The organism is Bacillus sp. ISL-46 (genome assembly GCF_018613205.1).
The window spans coordinates 1-19,618 of record NZ_JAGGQR010000086.1 but is presented as its reverse complement, the minus strand read 5'-3'; the positions used below and the strand labels follow the sequence as shown (position 1 = coordinate 19,618).

The following is a 19,618-nucleotide window of genomic DNA, read 5'->3' as shown; positions in this document are numbered from 1 at the left end:
CTACATATTAACAGTAAAAATGTTTGATTATCAAATATCAATACTTATGGCAGCTTATTCTTTTTTTTGAAAAAAAGTCTTAAAAAGACTTTCCACAGCAGAAGCGACTGTCTTTCCACCTGCAATTACTTCATTCTCTAATTTTGGCAGCTGGTTCATGATCTCAGGATGGTGATAAAAATGATAGTGCAACTGATCCGTAATCATTGCATGGAGCCATTCTCTTGATTGGGCATTCCTTCTATCTTCCAAGACTCCAGTGAACTTTCCTCTCGATTCAAAAGCTTGAATAACTTCCCATATATTATCAATTCCTTCTTGAGTCAAAGATGAACAGGTATGTGCTTTTGAAATCCAACCTTTTGTCGCTGGCTGCAGAAAGTGAAGGATTCGATTATAATCTTTCCTTGTCAATTCTGCCTTTTGTTTATTATCCCCGTCTGCTTTATGGACAATTATCGCATCAGCAAGTTCCAGGATCCCTTTCTTCATGCCTTGCAGTTCATCACCTGCCCCAGTCAGCACCAGCAGCATAAAAAAGTCGACCATATCCCTGATGATAAATTCACTTTGTCCGACGCCGACCGTTTCTATTAATATCACATTAAATCCAGCTGCCTCACATAGCAGCATCGATTCTCTTGTTTTTCGATGAACACCACCGAGCTTTCCTGCCGATGGTGACGGACGGATAAACGCACGTGGATTCCTTGCTAACTGTTCCATACGCGTTTTATCTCCCAAAATACTACCACCCGAGATACTCGAGGTTGGATCAATTGCTAATACAGCCACCTTTAGACCCAAATTGCAGAGATACATTCCAAACTCTTCGATAAAAGTACTTTTCCCAGCACCAGGCACCCCAGTAATTCCAACCCTTATCGAGTTTCCGCTGTAAGGCAGCAATCTTTGCAGTAACTCTTGTGATTTTTGGAAATGATGCTCTGCATTACTTTCTACAAGAGTAATAGCACGAGCAAGCAAGCCTCTGTTTCCTTTTAGCACCCCGTCAAATAATTCTTCAACTTCTGGTTCTGAAGAGTTACGTTTTTTAAATCGAATATTTTTTTGCAAAGAAGTTGCTTGACCTTCAAGTTCCTCCCCTTTTCTTACCACACTTGAGCAAAGTTCGGGCTTTCTTGGATCGCTCCATTCAGGTTTTTGTTCTGCAGCCATTACTCTGCCACTTCCTCATAACCAAGTTGAAGATAAATTGCCTTGATTACTTTTTGCGCCGCTATCGGAATCACTGTCCCAGGTCCAAAGATAGCCACTGCTCCGTTATCGTATAAAAATTGGTAATCTTGTGCAGGAATAACACCACCAATAACCACTAAGATATCTTCACGTCCTAGTTTTTTCAGTTCAGCTACTAATTGTGGCAATAGCGTCTTGTGCCCAGCAGCAAGCGAGCTCATACCGATGACATGGACATCGTTCTCAATTGCCTGCAAGGCCGTTTCTTCTGGTGTTTGGAATAATGGACCAATATCAACATCAAATCCCAAATCAGCAAATGCAGTTGCGATGACCTTTGCCCCGCGGTCATGTCCGTCCTGACCCATTTTTGCAATCAGAATTCTTGGTCTTCTACCTTCATTCTTCAAGAATTCGTCGGACATTTCTTTTACTATCAAAATTTCTTCCTCATTACTAAAAGCTTTACTATATACTCCGCTAATTGCATGAATGACCGCTTTATGTCGATTGGCTACTTTCTCAACGGCATCGGAAATCTCCCCAAGAGTTGCCCTCGCTCTTGCCGCCTTGACAGCAAGCTCCAAGAGGTTGTACTTACCTGTTTCCGCTGCTTTCGTTAAGGCGGTTAGCGTTTCTTCCACTTTTTTGTCATCACGATTAGCTTTTAATACATTTAATTTTTCAATTTGTTTCAAACGAACCGCTGTATTATCGATATCTAAAATATCAATTGCTTCTTCCTTCTCAAGGCGATAACGGTTGACACCAATGATGACTTCTTTTCCAGAATCAATTTGCGCTTGTCTTCTAGCGGCTGCCTCTTCAATTCTCATTTTTGGAAGCCCCGTCTCAATTGCTTTAGCCATGCCACCTAGACTTTCAATCTCCTCAATATGTGTCCATGCTCTATTAACCAATTCATCTGTCAATTTTTCAACGTAATAGGAGCCTGCCCACGGATCAATAACATTTGTAATCCCCGTTTCTTCTTGCAAAAACAATTGCGTGTTACGAGCAATCCGAGCAGAAAAGTCAGTTGGCAGTGCAATCGCTTCATCCAAGGCGTTTGTATGCAGGGATTGGGTATGCCCCATTGCCGCAGCATGTGCTTCAATTAATGTACGTGTAACATTATTAAAAGGATCTTGCTCTGTCAAACTCCAGCCAGATGTTTGCGAATGGGTGCGTAACGCTAATGATTTTCCATTTTTAGGATGAAAAGATTTCATCATTTTTGCCCAAATCAATCGAGCAGCACGCATTTTAGCTACTTCCATGAAATAATTCATCCCAATTGCCCAAAAAAAGGATAATCTTGGTGCAAATGAATCTATTTCAATTCCTGCCTTGAGACCCGTACGTACATATTCCAGACCATCCGCTAGTGTATAAGCTAGTTCTAAATCAGCTGGTGCACCAGCCTCCTGCATATGATAGCCCGAAATACTAATACTATTAAACTTTGGCATGTATTTTGACGTATATTCAAAAATATCAGCTATTATTTTCATTGACATTTCCGGAGGGTAAATATAAGTATTACGAACCATATATTCCTTTAAAATGTCATTTTGAATGGTTCCCGCCAGCTTCTCCTGACTTACACCTTGTTCTTCAGCCGTCACGATGAAAAAAGCAAGAATAGGCAGAACGGCCCCGTTCATGGTCATTGAAACGGACATTTGGTCTAAAGGTATCCCCTCAAATAACGTCTTCATATCAAGGATAGAATCAATGGCCACCCCTGCTTTACCGACATCTCCGACAACACGTGGATGATCAGAGTCATAGCCGCGGTGAGTGGCTAAATCAAAGGCAACCGATAATCCCTTTTGCCCCATCGCTAAATTTCTGCGATAAAAGGCATTGCTTTCCTCTGCAGTTGAAAAGCCTGCATATTGTCTCACTGTCCACGGCCGATTAACATACATCGTTGGATAAGGCCCTCTTGTATAAGGAGGGAGTCCCGGCAGATTGTCTATATGCTCAAGGTCTTTACGATCTTCTTTTGTATAGAGCGGTTTTAAACTGATTTGTTCATTTGTCTCAAACAGTAAATCATCAATGGAGGTATTTATCTCTTGGTGTACTTTTTGCTGCCACTCTTCTTTGGTCATAAAACTTTGATAGTCAAATAAGGAAATATTTTGAAAATCAGGCTTTTGTTTCTTCAACCTTGCTCACCTCCAGGTCGTTAAGGATTGACGTAAGCGTTTCGTAGCAATTGCTTTTCATATGGATAAACTGCTTAATACCAGCATCCTTCCATTGGTCCAGTTCTTCTTTTTCTGGAAGGCCTGCTAAGTAAAAAATCAGCTCAGGGAATTCAGTTTTTAGAGCAGGCAGGATTTCATAACCGATTATTGTATATTGTTCATTCGTACCGCATAAGCAATAATACTTGGCAGGCGTTTCTAAAATAAATTTTCTAGCATCCTCTAAAGATAATATCGGCTTACTTTCGGCTGCTTTCAAACCGCCTGCTGCAAGAAAGCCCTTCATAAAATCAAGTCTTGCTTTATGCTGCTTTAATCCACCAAGACAAATCATCCCTACAGTCGGTTTTGAGCCTAATTTTTCTTCGAGATCCTTTGCCTTTTTTCGCAATTCTTCAAATGGTTCTGCCAATCTCAGATCCGGAATGGCCTCCATTTTTATTAACGAGTTTTCCATATTAGTAAAATATGAATTTCTCGTTTGAGTTTTTTTATGCTTAACAATTTCATCCAGATTAGCATAGACATTTGTTCCAACAATGCTTTTCTTTCTTGTTTGAACATCTTGATTCTTTTTTTCATAGACAACAGCAATCTCCTGCTGCAGCCAATTTGATTTTAAAGTTTCTAGAATGCCACCATTTGCTTCAATTTGTTGAAAAAATCCCCAAGCTTTTTCAGCTAAGTCATTGGTTAGTTCTTCTACATACCAAGAACCTCCAGCTGGATCTATCACTTTTGTTAGATGTGCTTCTTCCTTCAAAAGAAGTTGAGTATTTTTAGCAATTCTTTCCGAAAACGAAGTGGCACCTGTGAGATCATCGAAGGGTCGCACATGCAAGTATTGAATGCCCCCAACCACGGCAGCAAAAGCTTCATTTCCAGCACGCAGAAGGTTTACATACGGGTCATTTACTGTTTTTGTGAAAGAAGAAGTTTCAGCAGCTATATGCATCCTGCCCATATCATCAGTAGATCCGTAAACATTACTTATTCGATTCCACAGTACTCGAGCGGCGCGAAGTTTTGCGATTTCCATAAAAAAATTGCTGCCAATCGAAAATTGGAAGATCATTTTTGCAAAGATTTCATCCAGTTCCATGCCTGCATTCTGAAGGTTTTCAAGATAAAATATCCCTTCAGCCATTGCGATCCCTAGTTCTTGAACAGCGCTCGCCCCACCATTATGATAAGGAGCAGTATCTATTAGAATTGTACGCACATTAGGTAATTTTTCATTTGAGTGGACAATGTTTTTTACCCAATCATTGAAAAATTCCTCAGAAATACATCCCTCTTCAGCGAAAATGGCGACGGGATCAGACCCAATATATCCTCGGAGTTTGTCGATAGCCCCTTCTTGATCCGCCATTCTTTCTAATTCCGAAAGAAAAGCAATTTGTAAACTTTTTGCGTTAATTGAAAATGGAAATTGACAATAGGATTCTCCTAATAATTTTGCTAGGTTTGTTTCGAATTCTAGTAAAGCTTTTGAGACTTTAAATGAAATAGCCGTTTGGCCTTTATTAAATGATTGTCTAAGTTTCTGCTCCAACTCTTCTGCGGTTTGATAGGAGAGTTGTTGGGCGACCACCCAGTCATTCGTCAAGTAACCTAACGGATAGGTCCCTCTTCTAAAATCTGAACCTCCTGGAAAATCAGGTACTGGTCGCTCATCTTGATGGGTATAAAGCGGTTTCAAAATAATGTTTTCATATGTAGTAGTTTGTAAGGATTCAACCGTTTTTCCTTTTAAAGATTGCTCTGCTTTAGTTTTCCATTCATGTGTGGATCCTGAAGGAAAAGACTGATTCTTTATTTTTTCCAAACTTTTCATCCCCCTCCCATTATACATAATTGAAATAAAATTCAATTAATTCTACTAAGTACTATTTTATGGTACAAACACAATTCAAGCAATTAAAAACAAAATAACCGCTGCCAAGCATGGAAGCGGTTGTTTTGTTTAATAAATCGAAGTTGTTGATTTTGATGTATTTTCAAGTATTTCTTTTACGCGTTGTAGGAATCGGCCGCAAACAAGTCCGTCCAACACTCTATGATCAAGTGACATACATAAATTCACTATGTCACGGACAGCAATCATTCCATTATTCACGACAACTGGACGCTTGACGATGGACTCCACTTGCAAAATGGCTGCTTGCGGATAATTGATGATACCCATTGATTGAACAGAGCCGAATGAACCTGTGTTGTTTACTGTGAAGGTTCCGCCTTGCATATCTTCTGATCTTAGCTTGCCTGTTCTCACTTTGACTGCAAGTTCAGAGATTTCACGTGCAATCCCCTTAACTGTTTTTTCATCTGCCTGTTTAATGACAGGAACATAGAGAGCATCATCCGTTGCCACTGCAATCGAAATATTGATATCTTTCTTTTGGATGATTTTATCTCCCGCCCACATCGAATTGATTTGCGGGAATTCTTTCAGTGCTTGCGCAACGGCTTTGACAAAGAAAGCGAAGAAAGTTAAATTGAAGCCTTCTTTTTTCTTAAATTCATCTTTGAGGGAATTGCGGTACTCCACCAAATTAGTTGCATCCACTTCAATCATTGTCCAGGCATGCGGTGCTTCGTGTTTACTGCGCAGCATATTAGCGGCAATCGCTTTGCGGATGCCTGTCACAGGGATTTCAATATCACCAACTGCAACCGGAATATTGACAGATTGTGCAGATGCTGTAGGCGGAGAAACTGACTGAGCTGCTGCTTGTGTTGGTGCTTCCACAACTGCTGACTCTTTGTTAGTTTCAACATTTTGTTCTGCAACTGGAATATTTCCTGATTCAATTAATTTTAATAGATCTTTTCTGGTAATTCGCCCGCCAGCACCGGTGCCTGACACCTTTGTTAAATCGATCCCATGCTCTTGAGAAATTTTTAGAACTGCAGGTGAATAACGGGCCTTGTTTCCTTGGTCCACTGGTTCTACACTTACTACAACGCTTTGTGCAGCGGCATCGCTTGTTACTAACGCAGCAGTTTCCTGGGGAGTTCCACCTTCCATTTCAATTGTGCAAATCATTTCACCAACTGCTAATGTTTCACCTTCTTCAGCGATTAACTCCTTAACCACACCTGTAAAGGAGGATGGAACTTCTGCATTTACCTTATCTGTCATAACCTCTGCTAGGGGGTCGTATTTATTTACTTTATCGCCAACGGATACGAGCCATTTACTAATCGTACCTTCGGTTACACTTTCCCCTAACTGAGGCATTTTGATTTGTTCAATTACCACTTTTTACACCCTCCTATTGTCCAGCTCCGGCGCCTAGCCCCTCGAGTCGCTTCGGTCCTGCCAATGAAGTCAAAAAACGACTTCACTGTCAGGATCTCCATCGCTTGTCGGGGCTGAACGAGTCGCCTCCGCTTTTCGTTTAATACTCAGCAAGCTCGCGCATGGCTTTTTCGACTTTATCCGGATTTACCATAAAGAATTTTTCCATTGTTGGAGAATACGGCATTGCCGGTACATCCGGTCCAGCTAAGCGCATAATTGGTGCATCTAATTCAAATAAGCAATTTTCAGCTATGATCGCAGAGACTTCACTAATAATGCTGCCTTCTTTGTTATCCTCTGTAACAAGAAGGACCTTACCCGTTTTCGATGCAGCTTCAATGATTGCTTCTTTATCAAGCGGATACACGGTCCTCAAATCAAGAATATGTGTTGAAATTCCATCCTTCGCTAATTTTTCTGCCGCTTGAAGGGCAAAATGAACACATAGACCATAAGTAATAACTGTAATATCTTCTCCCTGGCGCTTTACATCCGCTTTTCCGATTGGAAGAGTGTAATCATCAGTCGGGACCTCACCTTTGATTAATCGATAGGCCCGTTTATGTTCGAAGAATAATACCGGATCATTGTCACGGACGGCAGCTTTTAATAGTCCCTTCGCATCGTAAGGTGTGGAGGGCATCACAATTTTCAATCCAGGCTGATTAGCAAAAATAGCTTCAACTGACTGGGAATGATAAAGTGCACCATGAACACCACCACCGTATGGCGCACGAATAACCATCGGACAGTTCCAGTCGTTATTGGAGCGATAGCGGATTTTTGCTGCTTCCGAGATAATTTGATTAACTGCCGGCATAATAAAGTCGGCAAATTGCATTTCGGCAATCGGCCGCATGCCGTACATCGCTGCACCGATTCCTACCCCAGCAATTGCTGATTCGGCAAGTGGTGTATCAATGACACGCTCTTCCCCAAATTGCTCATACAATCCTTGCGTCGCCTTAAACACACCGCCCTTTACGCCAACATCTTCACCAAGGACAAATACCCTTGGATCTCGTTCCATTTCTTCTCGCATTGCCATTGTGATTGAATCAATATATGAAATTATCGCCATGTTACATCCCCCTTACAAGTCCGCATAAACATATTTCAGTGCTTCTTCAGGTGCAGAATAAGGAGCATTTTCTGCATAGTCAGTCGCTTCATTCACTTGCTTCATCACGCGGTCATTGATTTCCTTTTCCAACTCATCATCCATGACACCAGTTTCCTTTAAATAGGCCCCAAAAGTTATAATTGGGTCTTGTGTTTTGGCTTTTGCAACCTCATCTGGAGCACGGTAGGAACGGTCGTCATCATCAGAAGAGTGTGGAGTTAAACGATACGATATGGTTTCAATCAATGAAGGGCCTTCCCCACGACGGCCACGCTCCGCTGCTTCCTTTACGACTTTATAAACTTCTAATGGGTCGTTCCCATTAACAGTAAAGCCAGGCATACCATATCCAATTGCACGATCAGAAACCTTTTCACACGCTAATTGTTTTTCGATTGGGACAGAGATCGCGTACTTGTTATTTTCACACATGAAGATAACTGGAAGTTTATGTACACCTGCAAAGTTTGCCCCCTCATGGAAATCCCCTTGGTTAGAGGAACCCTCTCCAAATGTTACAAACGTAACCAGGTCTTTTCTTTCCATCTTCCCGGCAAGGGCAATTCCAACTGCATGTGGAACCTGAGTTGTAACTGGCGATGAACCTGTTACAATCCGATTTTTCTTTTGGCCAAAATGGCCAGGCATTTGCCGACTACCAGAGTTAGGGTCTTCTGCTTTTGCAAAACCGGATAGCATCAGTTCCCTTGGAGTCATACCAAAAGCCAATACTACCCCCATATCACGATAATACGGAAGAACATAATCTTTTTCTCGATCTAGTGCAAATGCTGCTCCCACCTGTGCTGCTTCTTGACCTTGACAAGAAATAACAAATGGTATTTTACCAGCACGGTTCAATAACCACATCCGTTCATCAATTCGGCGGGCTAAAAGCATAGTTTCATAAATTTCCAATACTTTTCCGTCGCTTAAACCTAAAGCATCATGACGCTTTTCTGTCATTTATTTCTTACCTCCCAATTGTTCGTTATTCGAAAAGCGGAAGTGCCTTGTTCAGGGGCGACAAGCATAAGACTAGCGCTGACAGAAGGCGTGCTTTTTGCCTTCCGAAGCGATTGGCTTATGTCTCGAGCCCCTAGGAACTGTAGCTAGACACTAACACTTTTTCAAAGATTTAAACTTTTGCTTTTATTAAGAATGGATTGCTTTCCCATCAACTGCGAGTGCAGCTTCACCAATTGCCTCTGACAAAGTTGGGTGTGGATGAATTGTATGTGCAATTTCCCAAGGTGTCGCATCTAATACCATCGCAAGTCCTGCCTCGGTAATCATATCCGTTACATGTGGACCAATCATATGCACCCCAAGAATATCATTGGACTCCTCATCAGCAACAATTTTTACAAATCCATCAGATTCTCCAAAAACAAGTGCCTTCCCAATAGCACGGAAAGAAAATTTTCCAATTTTCACTTTATGTCCTTTTTCTATTGCTTGATCTTCTGTTATCCCGACGCTTGAAACTTCTGGATTACTATAAATACATCTAGAGACCAAATTATAGTCAAATGGAGAAGGATCTTTCCCAGCGATATGTTCAACAGCTACAATCCCTTCATGTGAAGCAACATGGGCCAGTTGTAATCCACCAATCACATCACCAATCGCATAAATATGTGATTCCTTTGTTTGAAAAAATTCATTTGTTAAAATAAAACCCTTCTCCACTTGTATTTCTGTATTATCAAGCCCAATTCCTTCTGTATTTGCTTGACGTCCAACCGAAACTAGAATTTTTTCTGCTTTAAACTCTTTCAATGCACCTTTAACTTCTGCAGAAATCGCCACGCCATTGCCCTTAACAAACGTTTCTGGAAGCACTTTTGCACTTGTGACAAGTTTAATTCCCTTTTTCTTCATTAAGCGCTGCATTTCTTTTGAGATTTCTTTGTCTTCTGTCGGAATAATGCGGTCAGCATACTCAATAACCGTTACTGTCACACCAAAATCCGATAACATAGACGCCCATTCAATTCCAATTACACCCCCACCAACAATTATGATGGAACTTGGAAGTGTTTCTAACTGCAATGCTTCATCAGAGGACATTATATATTCTCCATCAATTTCAAGACCCGGAAGTGTCCTCGGTCTAGAACCTGTTGCGACAATTACATTTTTCGGAAGCAGCATTTCGTTTTCTTTCCCGTTATTCATTTCAACAGAAATTGTTCCCGGCATCGGTGAAAAGATGGATGGCCCCAAGATTCTGCCTAATCCTTCATAGACATCGATTTTGCCTTGCTTCATTAAATGCTGAACTCCTTTGTGAAGTTGATCAATTATTTTATTTTTCCGATCCTGTACTAAACTAAAATCAACCGTTACATCACTCGTGATAACTCCAAAATCTTTACTATGCTTGGTTGTTGCATAAACTTCCGCACTTCTAAGGAGCGCTTTACTTGGAATACATCCTTTATGTAAACATGTCCCGCCAAGTTTTCCTTTTTCTACAATAGCTGTTTTCAATCCAAGCTGAGAGGCCCTAATGGCAGCTACATAGCCACCAGTTCCCCCGCCAAGAACGACCAAATCATATTCTTGTGCCATTTTCTTTCCTCCCCAAGTACCTTAAATTTTAGCTCTTTTAAATTTACCCGGATAAACTTTTTCCTCTTCTTCACCTCGCAAGACTCGAAGTGCTCCTTCAGCTAGAGCTTGAAGTTCGTTTTCCCCTGGCTGAACAATAACATCAGCAATCCAATTAATTCGGTCGGTGATAGATTTCACAAATCCTTTTCCGTAGGCAAGGCCGCCAGTCAATATAATTGCATCCACTTTTCCTGATAATACAGCACTAGCAGCCCCAATTTCCTTTGCTACTTGATAGGCCATTGCATCATATACAAGCTTTGCCTCATCATCACCAGCTGCTATTCTTTGTTCTACCTTTACCGCATCATTAGTTCCTAGGTAGCCAACAAGGCCACCTTGGCCCACAAGCATCTTCATTATTTCATCACGGTAATATTCCCCAGAATAACAAAGTGCTACTAAATCCCCAACTGGAACGGTTCCAGCACGTTCAGGGCTAAATGGCCCATCTCCATGAAGACCATTATTTACATCAATTACCTTACCATGTTTATGGATACCAACGGTAATCCCACCACCCATATGGGTAACAATTAAATTCAAGTCATTGTATTTTTCCCCTAATTCCTTTGCTACCCTTCTTGCGACTGCTTTTTGATTCAAGGCATGAAAGATACTTTTCCGTTCAATTAAGGAAAATCCAGAAATTCTCGCTAGTGGTTCAAGCTCATCAACAACAACAGGATCAACGATGAAGGAGGGAATATTTAGTCCAGAAGCGATTTCGTATGCAATGATTCCGCCAAGATTTGATGCATGCTGTCCGGCATAACCAGACCGAAGATCAGCTAACATCACATCATTAACGGCATAGGTTCCACCTTCAATTGGTCTAAGCAAACCTCCACGGCCACATACAGCAGACAGTTTGGAAATATTTATCCCTTCATTATCCAGTATTTCCAAAATTGTTGTTTTTCTAAATTCATATTGATCAATTATATTTGCAAAAGAGTTTATATCCTCTGAATCATGACGAATTGTTTTTTCTAAAATGGAAATATCATTATCGAAAACCCCAATTTTCGTGGATGTCGAGCCTGGGTTGATGACGAGAATCCGATATTCATTATCTTGCAACGTATTTGACCTCCGTTTTGGATTTCTTATGGTTGAAGTCGTATGGTACTTTAATATAACTATAAGTGCCCTATGAAAGGCAAAGACGCTGAATTCCCATTCAGCGCTCTGCGGATATATTTTTGAGGCTTAGTTAAACTTGCCTGTTGATTTCCACTCCAGTCAACATAGCTACAAAAATCAACAATGACCTATAACACAGCCATTTTAATATAAGGTGCCTATCTAGAAATTCTATGACTTAAGATATGATGGCCATTTTGCAGGAATTGGCTTCTTGAATTACGAATCCTTGAAATTCTTTCTTCTGCCATCCGGTCCGCTGCTAGGTATGTTGGAATACCATCACGTTTTGAAATTTCAATTACTTTTTCAATCGTTGCATAAAGCTGTTCAACCTTTTTCATTGCCCGTTCTTGGTTGTAGCCATAGAGTTCATCAGCAACATTGATTACCCCGCCAGCATTAATAACATAATCGGGAGCATAAACAATTCCCATTTCGTGGATGATATCACCGTGACGGGTATCTTTTAATTGATTGTTAGCCGAACCAGCAATAACTTTTGCTTTTAGCTGTGGAATCGTTTCATCATTAATTGTTGCCCCTAACGCACACGGAGCATAGATATCACATTCTACACCATAAATTTCATCAGGGTCTACCGCAAGTGCACCAAATGCTTCAACAGCACGGTTAACCGCCTCTTTATTAATGTCCGTTACAATAAGTTGAGCCCCTTCTTCATGCAAATATTCACAAAGTGTATAGGCTACATTTCCAACACCTTGAACAGCAACTACTTTTCCTTCAAGTGAATCTGTTCCAAACGCCTCTTTTGCCGCTGCTTTCATACCGCGGTAAACACCGAAAGCAGTTACTGGAGAAGGATTACCTGATGAGCCAAATGCCGGTGAAATTCCAGTTACAAAATCTGTCTCTTCATGAATTAAATCCATATCAGCGACTGTTGTACCAACATCTTCAGCTGTAATATATCTGCCGTTAAGTCCTTGGATGTAACGTCCAAATGCACGAAACATGGCTTCATTCTTATCTTTTCTTGGATCGCCGATGATAACTGTTTTACCTCCCCCAAGATTTAATCCTGCGGCAGCATTCTTATAAGTCATTCCTTTTGCTAAGCGTAGGGCATCTTCAATTGCAGCTTCTTCAGATGCATAAGTCCACATACGTGTTCCACCCAATGCTGGCCCTAAAGTTGTATCATGAATAGCAATAATTGCTTTTAATCCTGATTGTTTATCCTGGCAGAATACTACTTGCTCATAATCGTATTGTTCTAAGTACTTGAAAATTTCCATGTAAAATTCCTCCTCGATTATTGACTATCTATTTGTTGTTGCACAGCATAATGCCAGTGCAAGAGAATAAAGCTTACTTTCAGCAGAATCAGCTCTGGACGTTAACACAATTGGTGCCTTTGCCCCGGCTATTACCGCACCGACTTTTGCATTTGCGAAATATATTAATGATTTATATAATACATTGCCTACTTCGATAGTTGGTACTAATAAAATATCTGCATTTCCCGCCACTTCACTATGAATTCCTTTGTGTTCGGCAGCCAGTGTTGATACGGCATTATCTAAACCTAACGGGCCATCTATAATACAATCAGATATTTGTCCTCGTTTATTCATCACAGTTAATAATGCTGCATCTAATGTAGCCTGCATTGCCGGATTAACTACTTCCACGGCAGCAATAGGGGCCACTTTAGGTATTTCTATTCCAATCGACCTCGCAAGGGAAACTGCATTCTTAATAATTTGTGCTTTCTGTTCTAAATCGGGAGCAATATTCATTGCAGCATCTGTTACAATCGTAAAACGATTGAAGCCTGGAACCTCAAATGCAGCAATATGTGATAAAACATTTCCAGTCCTAAGTCCATATTCCTTATTTAAGACTGCTTTTAAGAAAATATTGGTTGGAATATTACCTTTCATTAAGACATTTGCTTCTTTGTTAAAAACGGCCTTTACAGCTAATTCTGCAGCAGCAGCATTAGAATCGGCATTGATAACTTTTAGATAATTATTGCTAATGTTTTTCTGTTTTTTTAATTCAATAATAGAATTTATTTTTTCTTCATCACCAAATAGTATAAAAATGGCGAGATTTCGGTCTAATGCAGCTATAACCGCTTCAATGACTTCTAAATCTTCTGCAGCAGCAACTGCAACAGTGTTTGAACTTACTTGGGCTGCTTTGTTAATTAGTGAATCCAGCAACAAGTTGTCATCAACCCTTTCTCCTCTTACTGCAACTCCCATAATGTAATATGCAATTTCCGTGCCAAACAAACCCCCATGAAAACGCTTTATTATTCATTCTAAAGTGTGAAACATTTTTCATAATACGAAATTTATTGCATGCTATTCTTTTCAATGTTGCATTTTTCAAGCTTATAATATAAATTCCTCACAGACAATCCCAGCGTTTTCGCTGTCAATGTCTTATTTCCGTTTAAGCGAAGAAGTGTCTGCTTAATAATTTTCGTCTCATATTCATCCATCATATCTGATAAGGAACGGTCTATCACAAAGGAATCATTACTGTAGCTTAAAGAAGGTTCATTTGTGCTTTTTTTATTTTTTAACTCTGGTAGGTGATGAACATCAATAAGGAGCTCATAATAATTCATAAAAATAATCGCTCTGCCAAGAATATTTTCTAATTCTCGAACATTTCCTGGCCAGTCATAGTCCATTAACTGGTGTAACGCTGCCGGTGTGATTCCTTCAACGTTTCGTCCATAGTCCTGGCTTATTTTTTGAATAAGCCGCTCATTTAAAAGAGGAATTTCCTCTTTTCGCTTCCTTAATGGAGGGATATGGATTGGCATTCGATTTAAACGATAATATAAGTCTTCCCGAAAGGAGCTTTTAGCAATACCCTTTTCTAAATTGACATTAGTTGCTGCAATAATTCTTACATTAATGGAAATTGGCTTTGTTCCACCGACTCGGATAATTTCTTTTTCTTGAAGTACTCTCAGTAATTTTGCTTGTGTATTCACTGGAAGTTCACCAATTTCATCGAGAAAAATACTCCCATTATTAGCTTCTTCGAAAAAGCCTCTTTTTCCTCCTCTCATTGCACCAGAAAAAGCACCTTCCTCATAGCCGAATAGTTCACTTTCTAACAATGTTTCCGAAATTGCTGCGCAATTGACCCTGATAAATTTGTTATATTTACGGTCGCTTGCATTATGTATAGCATGGGCAAACAATTCTTTCCCGGTTCCTGATTCACCCCTAAGGAGAACGGTTGCAGGTGTTTTCGCTCCTAGTTTAGCTTGTTCAATCGCAAGCATCATTTCATCAGATTGAGCAATTATATCCTCAAAGGTGTATTTCGCTTCAAGCTTGCGGATCAGTTGTCGTGCGCGGTTCAATTCTCTATTCAGTGATTTTATTTCGGACATATCATGAATAACGCCAACACTGCCTTTTAATTTCCCTTTTACGATAATCGGGGCCACATTTACTATTACTTCTCGTTTGTTTGGCCCCACTCTCATCGGAACGCCGCGTACAGCTCTTCTGGTTTGCAACACCTTCATATGCATACTCTCCCCTTCAGAAATATCTGCTGTAGCTGGTTGACCAATAATCTGATCATGGGTCAGTCCAGTAATACGGGAGTATGCTGGATTAATAAGAATGCCTCTGCCATTTTCATCCACAACAGAAATTGCATCATCACTAGAATGGATAATGGCTTGCAACATGGTTTGAATTTCCTTTAAATCCGTAAGTTCCTCAGCAAGATTAACAACCTCAGTAATATCTTTAAAAACAGCAAACGCACCTATTAAGGTCCCATTTTCCTCGATAATTGGAATACGGGTCGTAATGATTTTTCTATCATTACTCAGAACCATTTCTTGGTTTGCTTCAATTCTTCTTGTTTCTAAAATTTGAGGCAGCCTTGTTGTTGGAACAACATCAACAACAAATTTCCCAATTGCCTGTACACTCTTTACACCCATGATTTCTTGTGCCCGTTTGTTGAATAAAATGACCTTTCCGTACTTATCAATAACAATCATTCCATCATTTGCAGCATTAAAGATTAGTTCCTGCTGGTAGGATTCATTTTTGTGCTTTTCAATTAGCTCCTCTTTTTCTTGCATAATTTTTGCGACCAGAAATGCAACGCTTCCTGGAATCAGAATGGTATTTTGACTTTTAGCTTTTCTAAGTTCTTGGAAAACAGTATCGTTTCCTGTTACTTCAATGATAATATCAATAGAACCTGCTAAAAATGATCGCCAGTCTTCCCCTGTTTTTATCCCCTCTTCTTGTGCGAATAAAATCCCCGGTGCATCCAAGTTCCGATCAATTACCACACTGACTTTTAATACTTCAGATTCTTTTAAAATTTTTAAGATTGCCGTACCACCTTTACCAGCACCAACAATCATGACATTTTGCATTTTTTCTACCCCTTTAAGAAATTTTTTTCATATCATCTTAAGAAAAATATGCAACTTTTTTCATATCTATTTTATAACCAATCACAATCCTTGACAAATTTTATCTATATAATAATATTTTGATGAGATATAATCTAAATATGACATGATATTACAGTAAAATTTGAAACTGGAAGGATTTATTTATGAAGCGAATAATTGCCCTCATCATAGTATTGATTCCTGGAATTTTGGCTGCTGTTGGTATTAAATTAATGCGTGATATGTTATTCGGGATTTTACAAGCTCCATTCCCTAATTTATTGTTGCAATTTCTAGCTGGGTTTATCTTTTTTGTCGGCGGTCTAGGGTTTGTGGCAGGATTTATCTTTCATCGAGACCGAAAAAGAAGCAAGGTTCAAAAAAGGTTTAAAAATACAAAATAAAAAGAGGCCTCTACGGTCTCTTTTCATATTGTTTTCGTATTTTTAAAGCTTTGACTGGATCATCCGTAATAAACGCCGTGCAATTAATATTAAAAAGGCGATGCATATCCATCTCTTTATTTACAGTATATGGCCGTACGGCAATCCCATTATTTATTGTATTTATGATAACATCATCAGAAATGACTGAATATTTTGGATGGATCCCCTTTGCTCGGATCGCTTGGGAATAAATCCATGGCATGTATATGCCTTCAAGAAAAAGAGGGGCTATTTCAATTTCAGGTGCTAGGCTATAACTATAGACAATACTATAGTGATTGAAAGAGGAAATAATAATCCGATCGATTAAATCAAATTTCCTGACAAGTTGAATGACTTTTTCTTCCATCCCCTTATAGGGAAATAGCGCATTCTTTAATTCAATATTACATAATAATCTATTGGAAGTAAGCCACTCAAGAACTTCAGTTAATGCAGGTATAGGTTCTTTTTTGCTTTTTAGATTGGCGTTCAATTTCCGAAGATCTTTATATAAGAAATCTTTTACAAACCCGTTCCCGTTCGTTGTTCTGTCTACTTTTTCATCATGAATGACAACTAATTCGCCGTCTTTTGTTAACTGAACATCCAATTCCAACCCATCTGCACCTGCTTTTTCTGCTTCACAAAAGGCTCCTAATGTATTTTCTGCAAAAGAAGCCGAATAGCCACGGTGCGCAAAAATCTGAGTCATATTTTCACTTCCCAACTTTCTAATTGGAGGAATATCAAATGAAACCTTTACAGTTATCACCAGAAACAGCAATAAAGCTATCCCAAAAGTTAAATGTGCCTATAGAACAGATTATGCATATGCCCCAACATATTCTCATCCAAAAACTGATGGAATTGGAGAAAGAGGAGAAAAAACAACATAAATAAAAACCAGCTTTAAGTGTTAAAAAAAAGGCTGTGTTAATCTTGGCTGTTGATTTCCGCTTCAGGCGCTTCGCTTTCCGCGGGCGGTCAGGGGAGCCTTCTCGGCGCTAAGCGCCTGCGGGGTCTCCCCTGATCCGTCCTCCCGCAGGAGTCTTCGCAACTTCCGCTCCAATCAACTTGGCTATAAAATCAACAATGACCTTTAACACGGCCTAAAAAAAAGCCTTCAATTCTTTCGATGAAGGCTTACAATTAATTATTATTTCAAGATGCCTTGTGTTCAAGCCTCAATTTATCCGCAACCATGGCAATAAATTCAGAATTGGTCGGTTTTGCCTTAGACATGCTGTGGCGTCCTATCAACGTTTTACCTTCGTTATTATCGTACCATTCCGATAAATTCATCGCAATCTCAAACGAAAATTCATCGGAATAAGGAGGCGCTAAAATTGGCGCAATATCAATTCAAAAAACGCAGCAAGATACGTAATAATTTCGACCTCGGACAGTCTATCGAAAAATTTCTTCAAGCGTGACGACTCGAAAATAAATCGCCTAAAACGATTAAAACGTATGGTCAAACGCTTAGCAAGTTTATGGAATGGATAGAATCCGAAGGTTCGCCGGAAATAACATCGGACACCATACGCAATTACATTCGCTATATGAGCGAGGAAAAAGAAAAGTGGAGCGATCACCCGACGAACCCAACGAAAGGAATCGGAATATCACCTCGTACAATTAATAATATTATCCGTGTCCTGCGTGTATTCTTTAATTTTCTCGTAGGCGAAAGAATTATTTCGGAAAATCCGGCGGCCGGCGTCAAGTTACAGAAGGAACAAAACGATACTTTCGAAATATTTACGGACGAGGACGTTATCAAAATATTATCCGCGCCAAATAAGAAAATGTATACGGGCTTTCGAGACTACGTAATGATGCTCGTTTTAATCGACACCGGGCTTCGCATTGGCGAGTTGACTAGTATAAAAAGAGGAGACGTTAACTTTCAGAACCGCCAAATCATTATTCATGCGGAGAACTCGAAAAAGAATGAAACACGCGTAGTCCCTATTTCGCAGAAAACAGGTAAGGAACTTGCGGAGCTGACCGACTTTATTAACGGTGATGACAACGATTATGTATTTCTAACCCAGTTCGGTGAACGATACCTAGCCGATACATTCGCTAAGATGCTTAAGAAATACGGTAAGAAGGCCGGCATTCAGAACGTGAGGATATCACCCCACACTTTCCGGAATTACATGGCGGTCAAATTTCTTAAGTCGAAAGGTGATCCGTTTACATTAATGAGGATACTCGGACATAAAGACATTTCGATGACCAACCGCTACATTAAATATAGTGACGTTGATATATCGGAGCTGTTTGAGATGTCCAGCCCGGTAATGAATCTGATTGATTCCGGGAACAATCGGAAGCGCGGAAGGTTGAAGTTTATTTAATAGAAGAAAGCCGTCCTTATTGGGCGGCCTTAATCAAAAAACGCATTAACTGAAATATCTCCGTCCTCACTATCCGCTTCATACCACTCGGTGTTTTCATACTCTGAAAGTTGCGCACCGCCTAAATTTAGCTTTTTCGAAAGACCTTTCGTAATAGTTTCAGCTTGTGCTTCCGAAATGCCGTGTACATCTACGGTTATGTTAGGTTGGACTCCATACTCCGAAACAAAATAATCTTGGAAGTCACCCAATGAATCTGCACTCCCTTTTCCGGAACCTTCACTCGTTGCAATTAGCGTAATAATGATCGAAGTAATTGCGATAATACCTACGGATAATAAAATAACGACGTTCTTATTTAACTCGTTAACCTTCGCCAACATTAACCGTACCCCCTTATTAATCTATACGTCTAGTCCCATAAAAGATTCATATTTCCAGTAAAAAATTCCCAGATTAAGTTGTATTCAATCTGTATAACTATGCGTTTTCGGGTTAAAAAGCCCCAACTCAATGTCGAGTCTAATATATTTTGTTTTATAAGTTTGCCACGCTGCAAACATGAAGCGCCAGGCTATCGACTTAGCGAAATTTATTATATGCTAGAGTATATTGTGGATTTTCTTGTTGAACTACCATGAAAATAAACTTCTGTAATTCAGGAAAAAAGGCAATACTGAAGAAGACGCAGCTCATTCATTTTTAAAAAAGGGGAGAGCGCCTAATTCATGATCTTTGTAATCGAGTTGAATAGATTAAGATGCTTCTGGTTCTTGTAAAGTAA

Annotated in this window: 16 protein-coding genes and 2 pseudogenes; 4 read left to right on the top strand and 14 right to left on the bottom strand. The window is 39.8% G+C overall.

Annotated features, from left to right (window positions below):
* Window positions 1-54: 54 nt before the first annotated feature.
* The 11 genes from meaB to J7E67_RS28230 form a co-directional block, all read right to left on the bottom strand.
* On the bottom strand, window positions 55-1,179 hold the full coding sequence (gene meaB, locus J7E67_RS28280) for a methylmalonyl Co-A mutase-associated GTPase MeaB (protein ID WP_214717225.1): 1,125 nt from the start codon (window positions 1,177-1,179) through the stop codon (window positions 55-57).
* Window positions 1,179-3,377: a methylmalonyl-CoA mutase gene (scpA, locus tag J7E67_RS28275; protein ID WP_214717224.1), complete on the bottom strand. Its 2,199-nt coding sequence runs from the start codon at window positions 3,375-3,377 to the stop codon at window positions 1,179-1,181. Before scpA ends, meaB begins: the two co-directional genes overlap by 1 nt.
* Window positions 3,358-5,256 carry a methylmalonyl-CoA mutase subunit beta gene (locus J7E67_RS28270; RefSeq protein ID WP_214717223.1) on the bottom strand — a complete coding sequence of 633 codons (1,899 nt, stop codon included), beginning with the start codon at window positions 5,254-5,256 and terminating at the stop codon, window positions 3,358-3,360. Before J7E67_RS28270 ends, scpA begins: the two co-directional genes overlap by 20 nt.
* Before the next feature lie 129 nt (window positions 5,257-5,385).
* Entirely contained in the window at window positions 5,386-6,684 is a 1,299-nt protein-coding gene (locus J7E67_RS28265) for a dihydrolipoamide acetyltransferase family protein (protein WP_214717222.1), read from the bottom strand.
* A 139-nt stretch (window positions 6,685-6,823) separates the two neighbouring features.
* A complete protein-coding gene (locus tag J7E67_RS28260) occupies window positions 6,824-7,807 on the bottom strand; it encodes an alpha-ketoacid dehydrogenase subunit beta (protein WP_214717221.1) in 984 nt (327 codons plus the stop codon).
* Window positions 7,808-7,819: 12 nt separating this feature from the next.
* Entirely contained in the window at window positions 7,820-8,815 is a 996-nt protein-coding gene (locus tag J7E67_RS28255; protein ID WP_214717220.1) for a thiamine pyrophosphate-dependent dehydrogenase E1 component subunit alpha, read from the bottom strand.
* Window positions 8,816-9,004: 189 nt separating this feature from the next.
* On the bottom strand, window positions 9,005-10,426 hold the full coding sequence (gene lpdA, locus J7E67_RS28250; protein WP_214717219.1) for a dihydrolipoyl dehydrogenase: 1,422 nt from the start codon (window positions 10,424-10,426) through the stop codon (window positions 9,005-9,007).
* Window positions 10,427-10,447: 21 nt separating this feature from the next.
* On the bottom strand, window positions 10,448-11,551 hold the full coding sequence (gene buk / locus J7E67_RS28245) for a butyrate kinase (RefSeq protein WP_214717218.1): 1,104 nt from the start codon (window positions 11,549-11,551) through the stop codon (window positions 10,448-10,450).
* A 221-nt stretch (window positions 11,552-11,772) separates the two neighbouring features.
* Window positions 11,773-12,876 (bottom strand): Leu/Phe/Val dehydrogenase, encoded by a 1,104-nt coding sequence (gene bcd, locus J7E67_RS28240; RefSeq protein WP_214717217.1) that lies wholly within the window; start codon window positions 12,874-12,876, stop codon window positions 11,773-11,775.
* Window positions 12,877-12,900: 24 nt separating this feature from the next.
* Window positions 12,901-13,812, bottom strand: coding sequence for a phosphate butyryltransferase (gene yqiS, locus J7E67_RS28235; RefSeq protein WP_214717236.1), 912 nt, complete (start codon window positions 13,810-13,812; stop codon window positions 12,901-12,903).
* Between the two features lie 131 nt (window positions 13,813-13,943).
* Window positions 13,944-16,019 carry a sigma-54 interaction domain-containing protein gene (locus tag J7E67_RS28230; protein WP_214717216.1) on the bottom strand — a complete coding sequence of 692 codons (2,076 nt, stop codon included), beginning with the start codon at window positions 16,017-16,019 and terminating at the stop codon, window positions 13,944-13,946.
* A gap of 185 nt (window positions 16,020-16,204) precedes the next feature.
* On the opposite strand from J7E67_RS28230, the gene J7E67_RS28225 reads away from it, so the two are divergent.
* Window positions 16,205-16,444 (top strand): DUF2627 domain-containing protein, encoded by a 240-nt coding sequence (locus J7E67_RS28225; protein ID WP_214717215.1) that lies wholly within the window; start codon window positions 16,205-16,207, stop codon window positions 16,442-16,444.
* 10 nt (window positions 16,445-16,454) lie between these two features.
* On the opposite strand, the gene J7E67_RS28220 is transcribed toward J7E67_RS28225, so the two are convergent.
* Window positions 16,455-17,180 (bottom strand): glycerophosphodiester phosphodiesterase, encoded by a 726-nt coding sequence (locus J7E67_RS28220; protein WP_214717214.1) that lies wholly within the window; start codon window positions 17,178-17,180, stop codon window positions 16,455-16,457.
* A gap of 38 nt (window positions 17,181-17,218) precedes the next feature.
* Here J7E67_RS28220 and J7E67_RS28215 point away from each other — a divergent pair, with 38 nt between their 5' ends.
* A complete protein-coding gene (locus tag J7E67_RS28215) occupies window positions 17,219-17,368 on the top strand; it encodes a YycC family protein (RefSeq protein ID WP_214717213.1) in 150 nt (49 codons plus the stop codon).
* Window positions 17,369-17,629: 261 nt separating this feature from the next.
* Here the strand turns inward: J7E67_RS28215 and J7E67_RS28210 are convergent.
* Window positions 17,630-17,713 (bottom strand): annotated as a pseudogene (locus J7E67_RS28210) (sporulation initiation factor Spo0A C-terminal domain-containing protein); the annotation flags it as partial.
* 200 nt (window positions 17,714-17,913) lie between these two features.
* On the opposite strand from J7E67_RS28210, the pseudogene J7E67_RS32185 reads away from it, so the two are divergent.
* A pseudogene (locus tag J7E67_RS32185) lies at window positions 17,914-18,171 on the top strand (phage integrase N-terminal SAM-like domain-containing protein); the annotation flags it as partial.
* Window positions 18,163-18,834: a tyrosine-type recombinase/integrase gene (locus J7E67_RS28205; RefSeq protein WP_308160754.1), complete on the top strand. Its 672-nt coding sequence runs from the start codon at window positions 18,163-18,165 to the stop codon at window positions 18,832-18,834. The pseudogene J7E67_RS32185 and the gene J7E67_RS28205, both read left to right, overlap by 9 nt.
* Window positions 18,835-18,863: 29 nt before the next feature.
* Here the strand turns inward: J7E67_RS28205 and J7E67_RS28200 are convergent, their stop codons facing one another.
* On the bottom strand, window positions 18,864-19,217 hold the full coding sequence (locus J7E67_RS28200; RefSeq protein ID WP_214717211.1) for a hypothetical protein: 354 nt from the start codon (window positions 19,215-19,217) through the stop codon (window positions 18,864-18,866).
* Window positions 19,218-19,618 lie beyond the last annotated feature (401 nt).

Bases quoted from the DNA above. Each gene is read 5' to 3' on its own strand.
- meaB (WP_214717225.1), bottom strand. From the start codon at position 1,179: ATGGCTGCAGAACAAAAACCTGAATGGAGCGATCCAAGAAAGCCCGAA.
- J7E67_RS28270 (WP_214717223.1), bottom strand. From the start codon at position 5,256: ATGAAAAGTTTGGAAAAAATAAAGAATCAGTCTTTTCCTTCAGGATCC.
- J7E67_RS28260 (WP_214717221.1), bottom strand. From the start codon at position 7,807: ATGGCGATAATTTCATATATTGATTCAATCACAATGGCAATGCGAGAA.
- J7E67_RS28255 (WP_214717220.1), bottom strand. From the start codon at position 8,815: ATGACAGAAAAGCGTCATGATGCTTTAGGTTTAAGCGACGGAAAAGTA.
- lpdA (WP_214717219.1), bottom strand. From the start codon at position 10,426: ATGGCACAAGAATATGATTTGGTCGTTCTTGGCGGGGGAACTGGTGGC.
- bcd (WP_214717217.1), bottom strand. From the start codon at position 12,876: ATGGAAATTTTCAAGTACTTAGAACAATACGATTATGAGCAAGTAGTA.
- J7E67_RS28230 (WP_214717216.1), bottom strand. From the start codon at position 16,019: ATGCAAAATGTCATGATTGTTGGTGCTGGTAAAGGTGGTACGGCAATC.
- J7E67_RS28225 (WP_214717215.1), top strand. From the start codon at position 16,205: ATGAAGCGAATAATTGCCCTCATCATAGTATTGATTCCTGGAATTTTG.
- J7E67_RS28220 (WP_214717214.1), bottom strand. From the start codon at position 17,180: ATGACTCAGATTTTTGCGCACCGTGGCTATTCGGCTTCTTTTGCAGAA.
- J7E67_RS28215 (WP_214717213.1), top strand. From the start codon at position 17,219: ATGAAACCTTTACAGTTATCACCAGAAACAGCAATAAAGCTATCCCAA.
- J7E67_RS28200 (WP_214717211.1), bottom strand. From the start codon at position 19,217: ATGTTGGCGAAGGTTAACGAGTTAAATAAGAACGTCGTTATTTTATTA.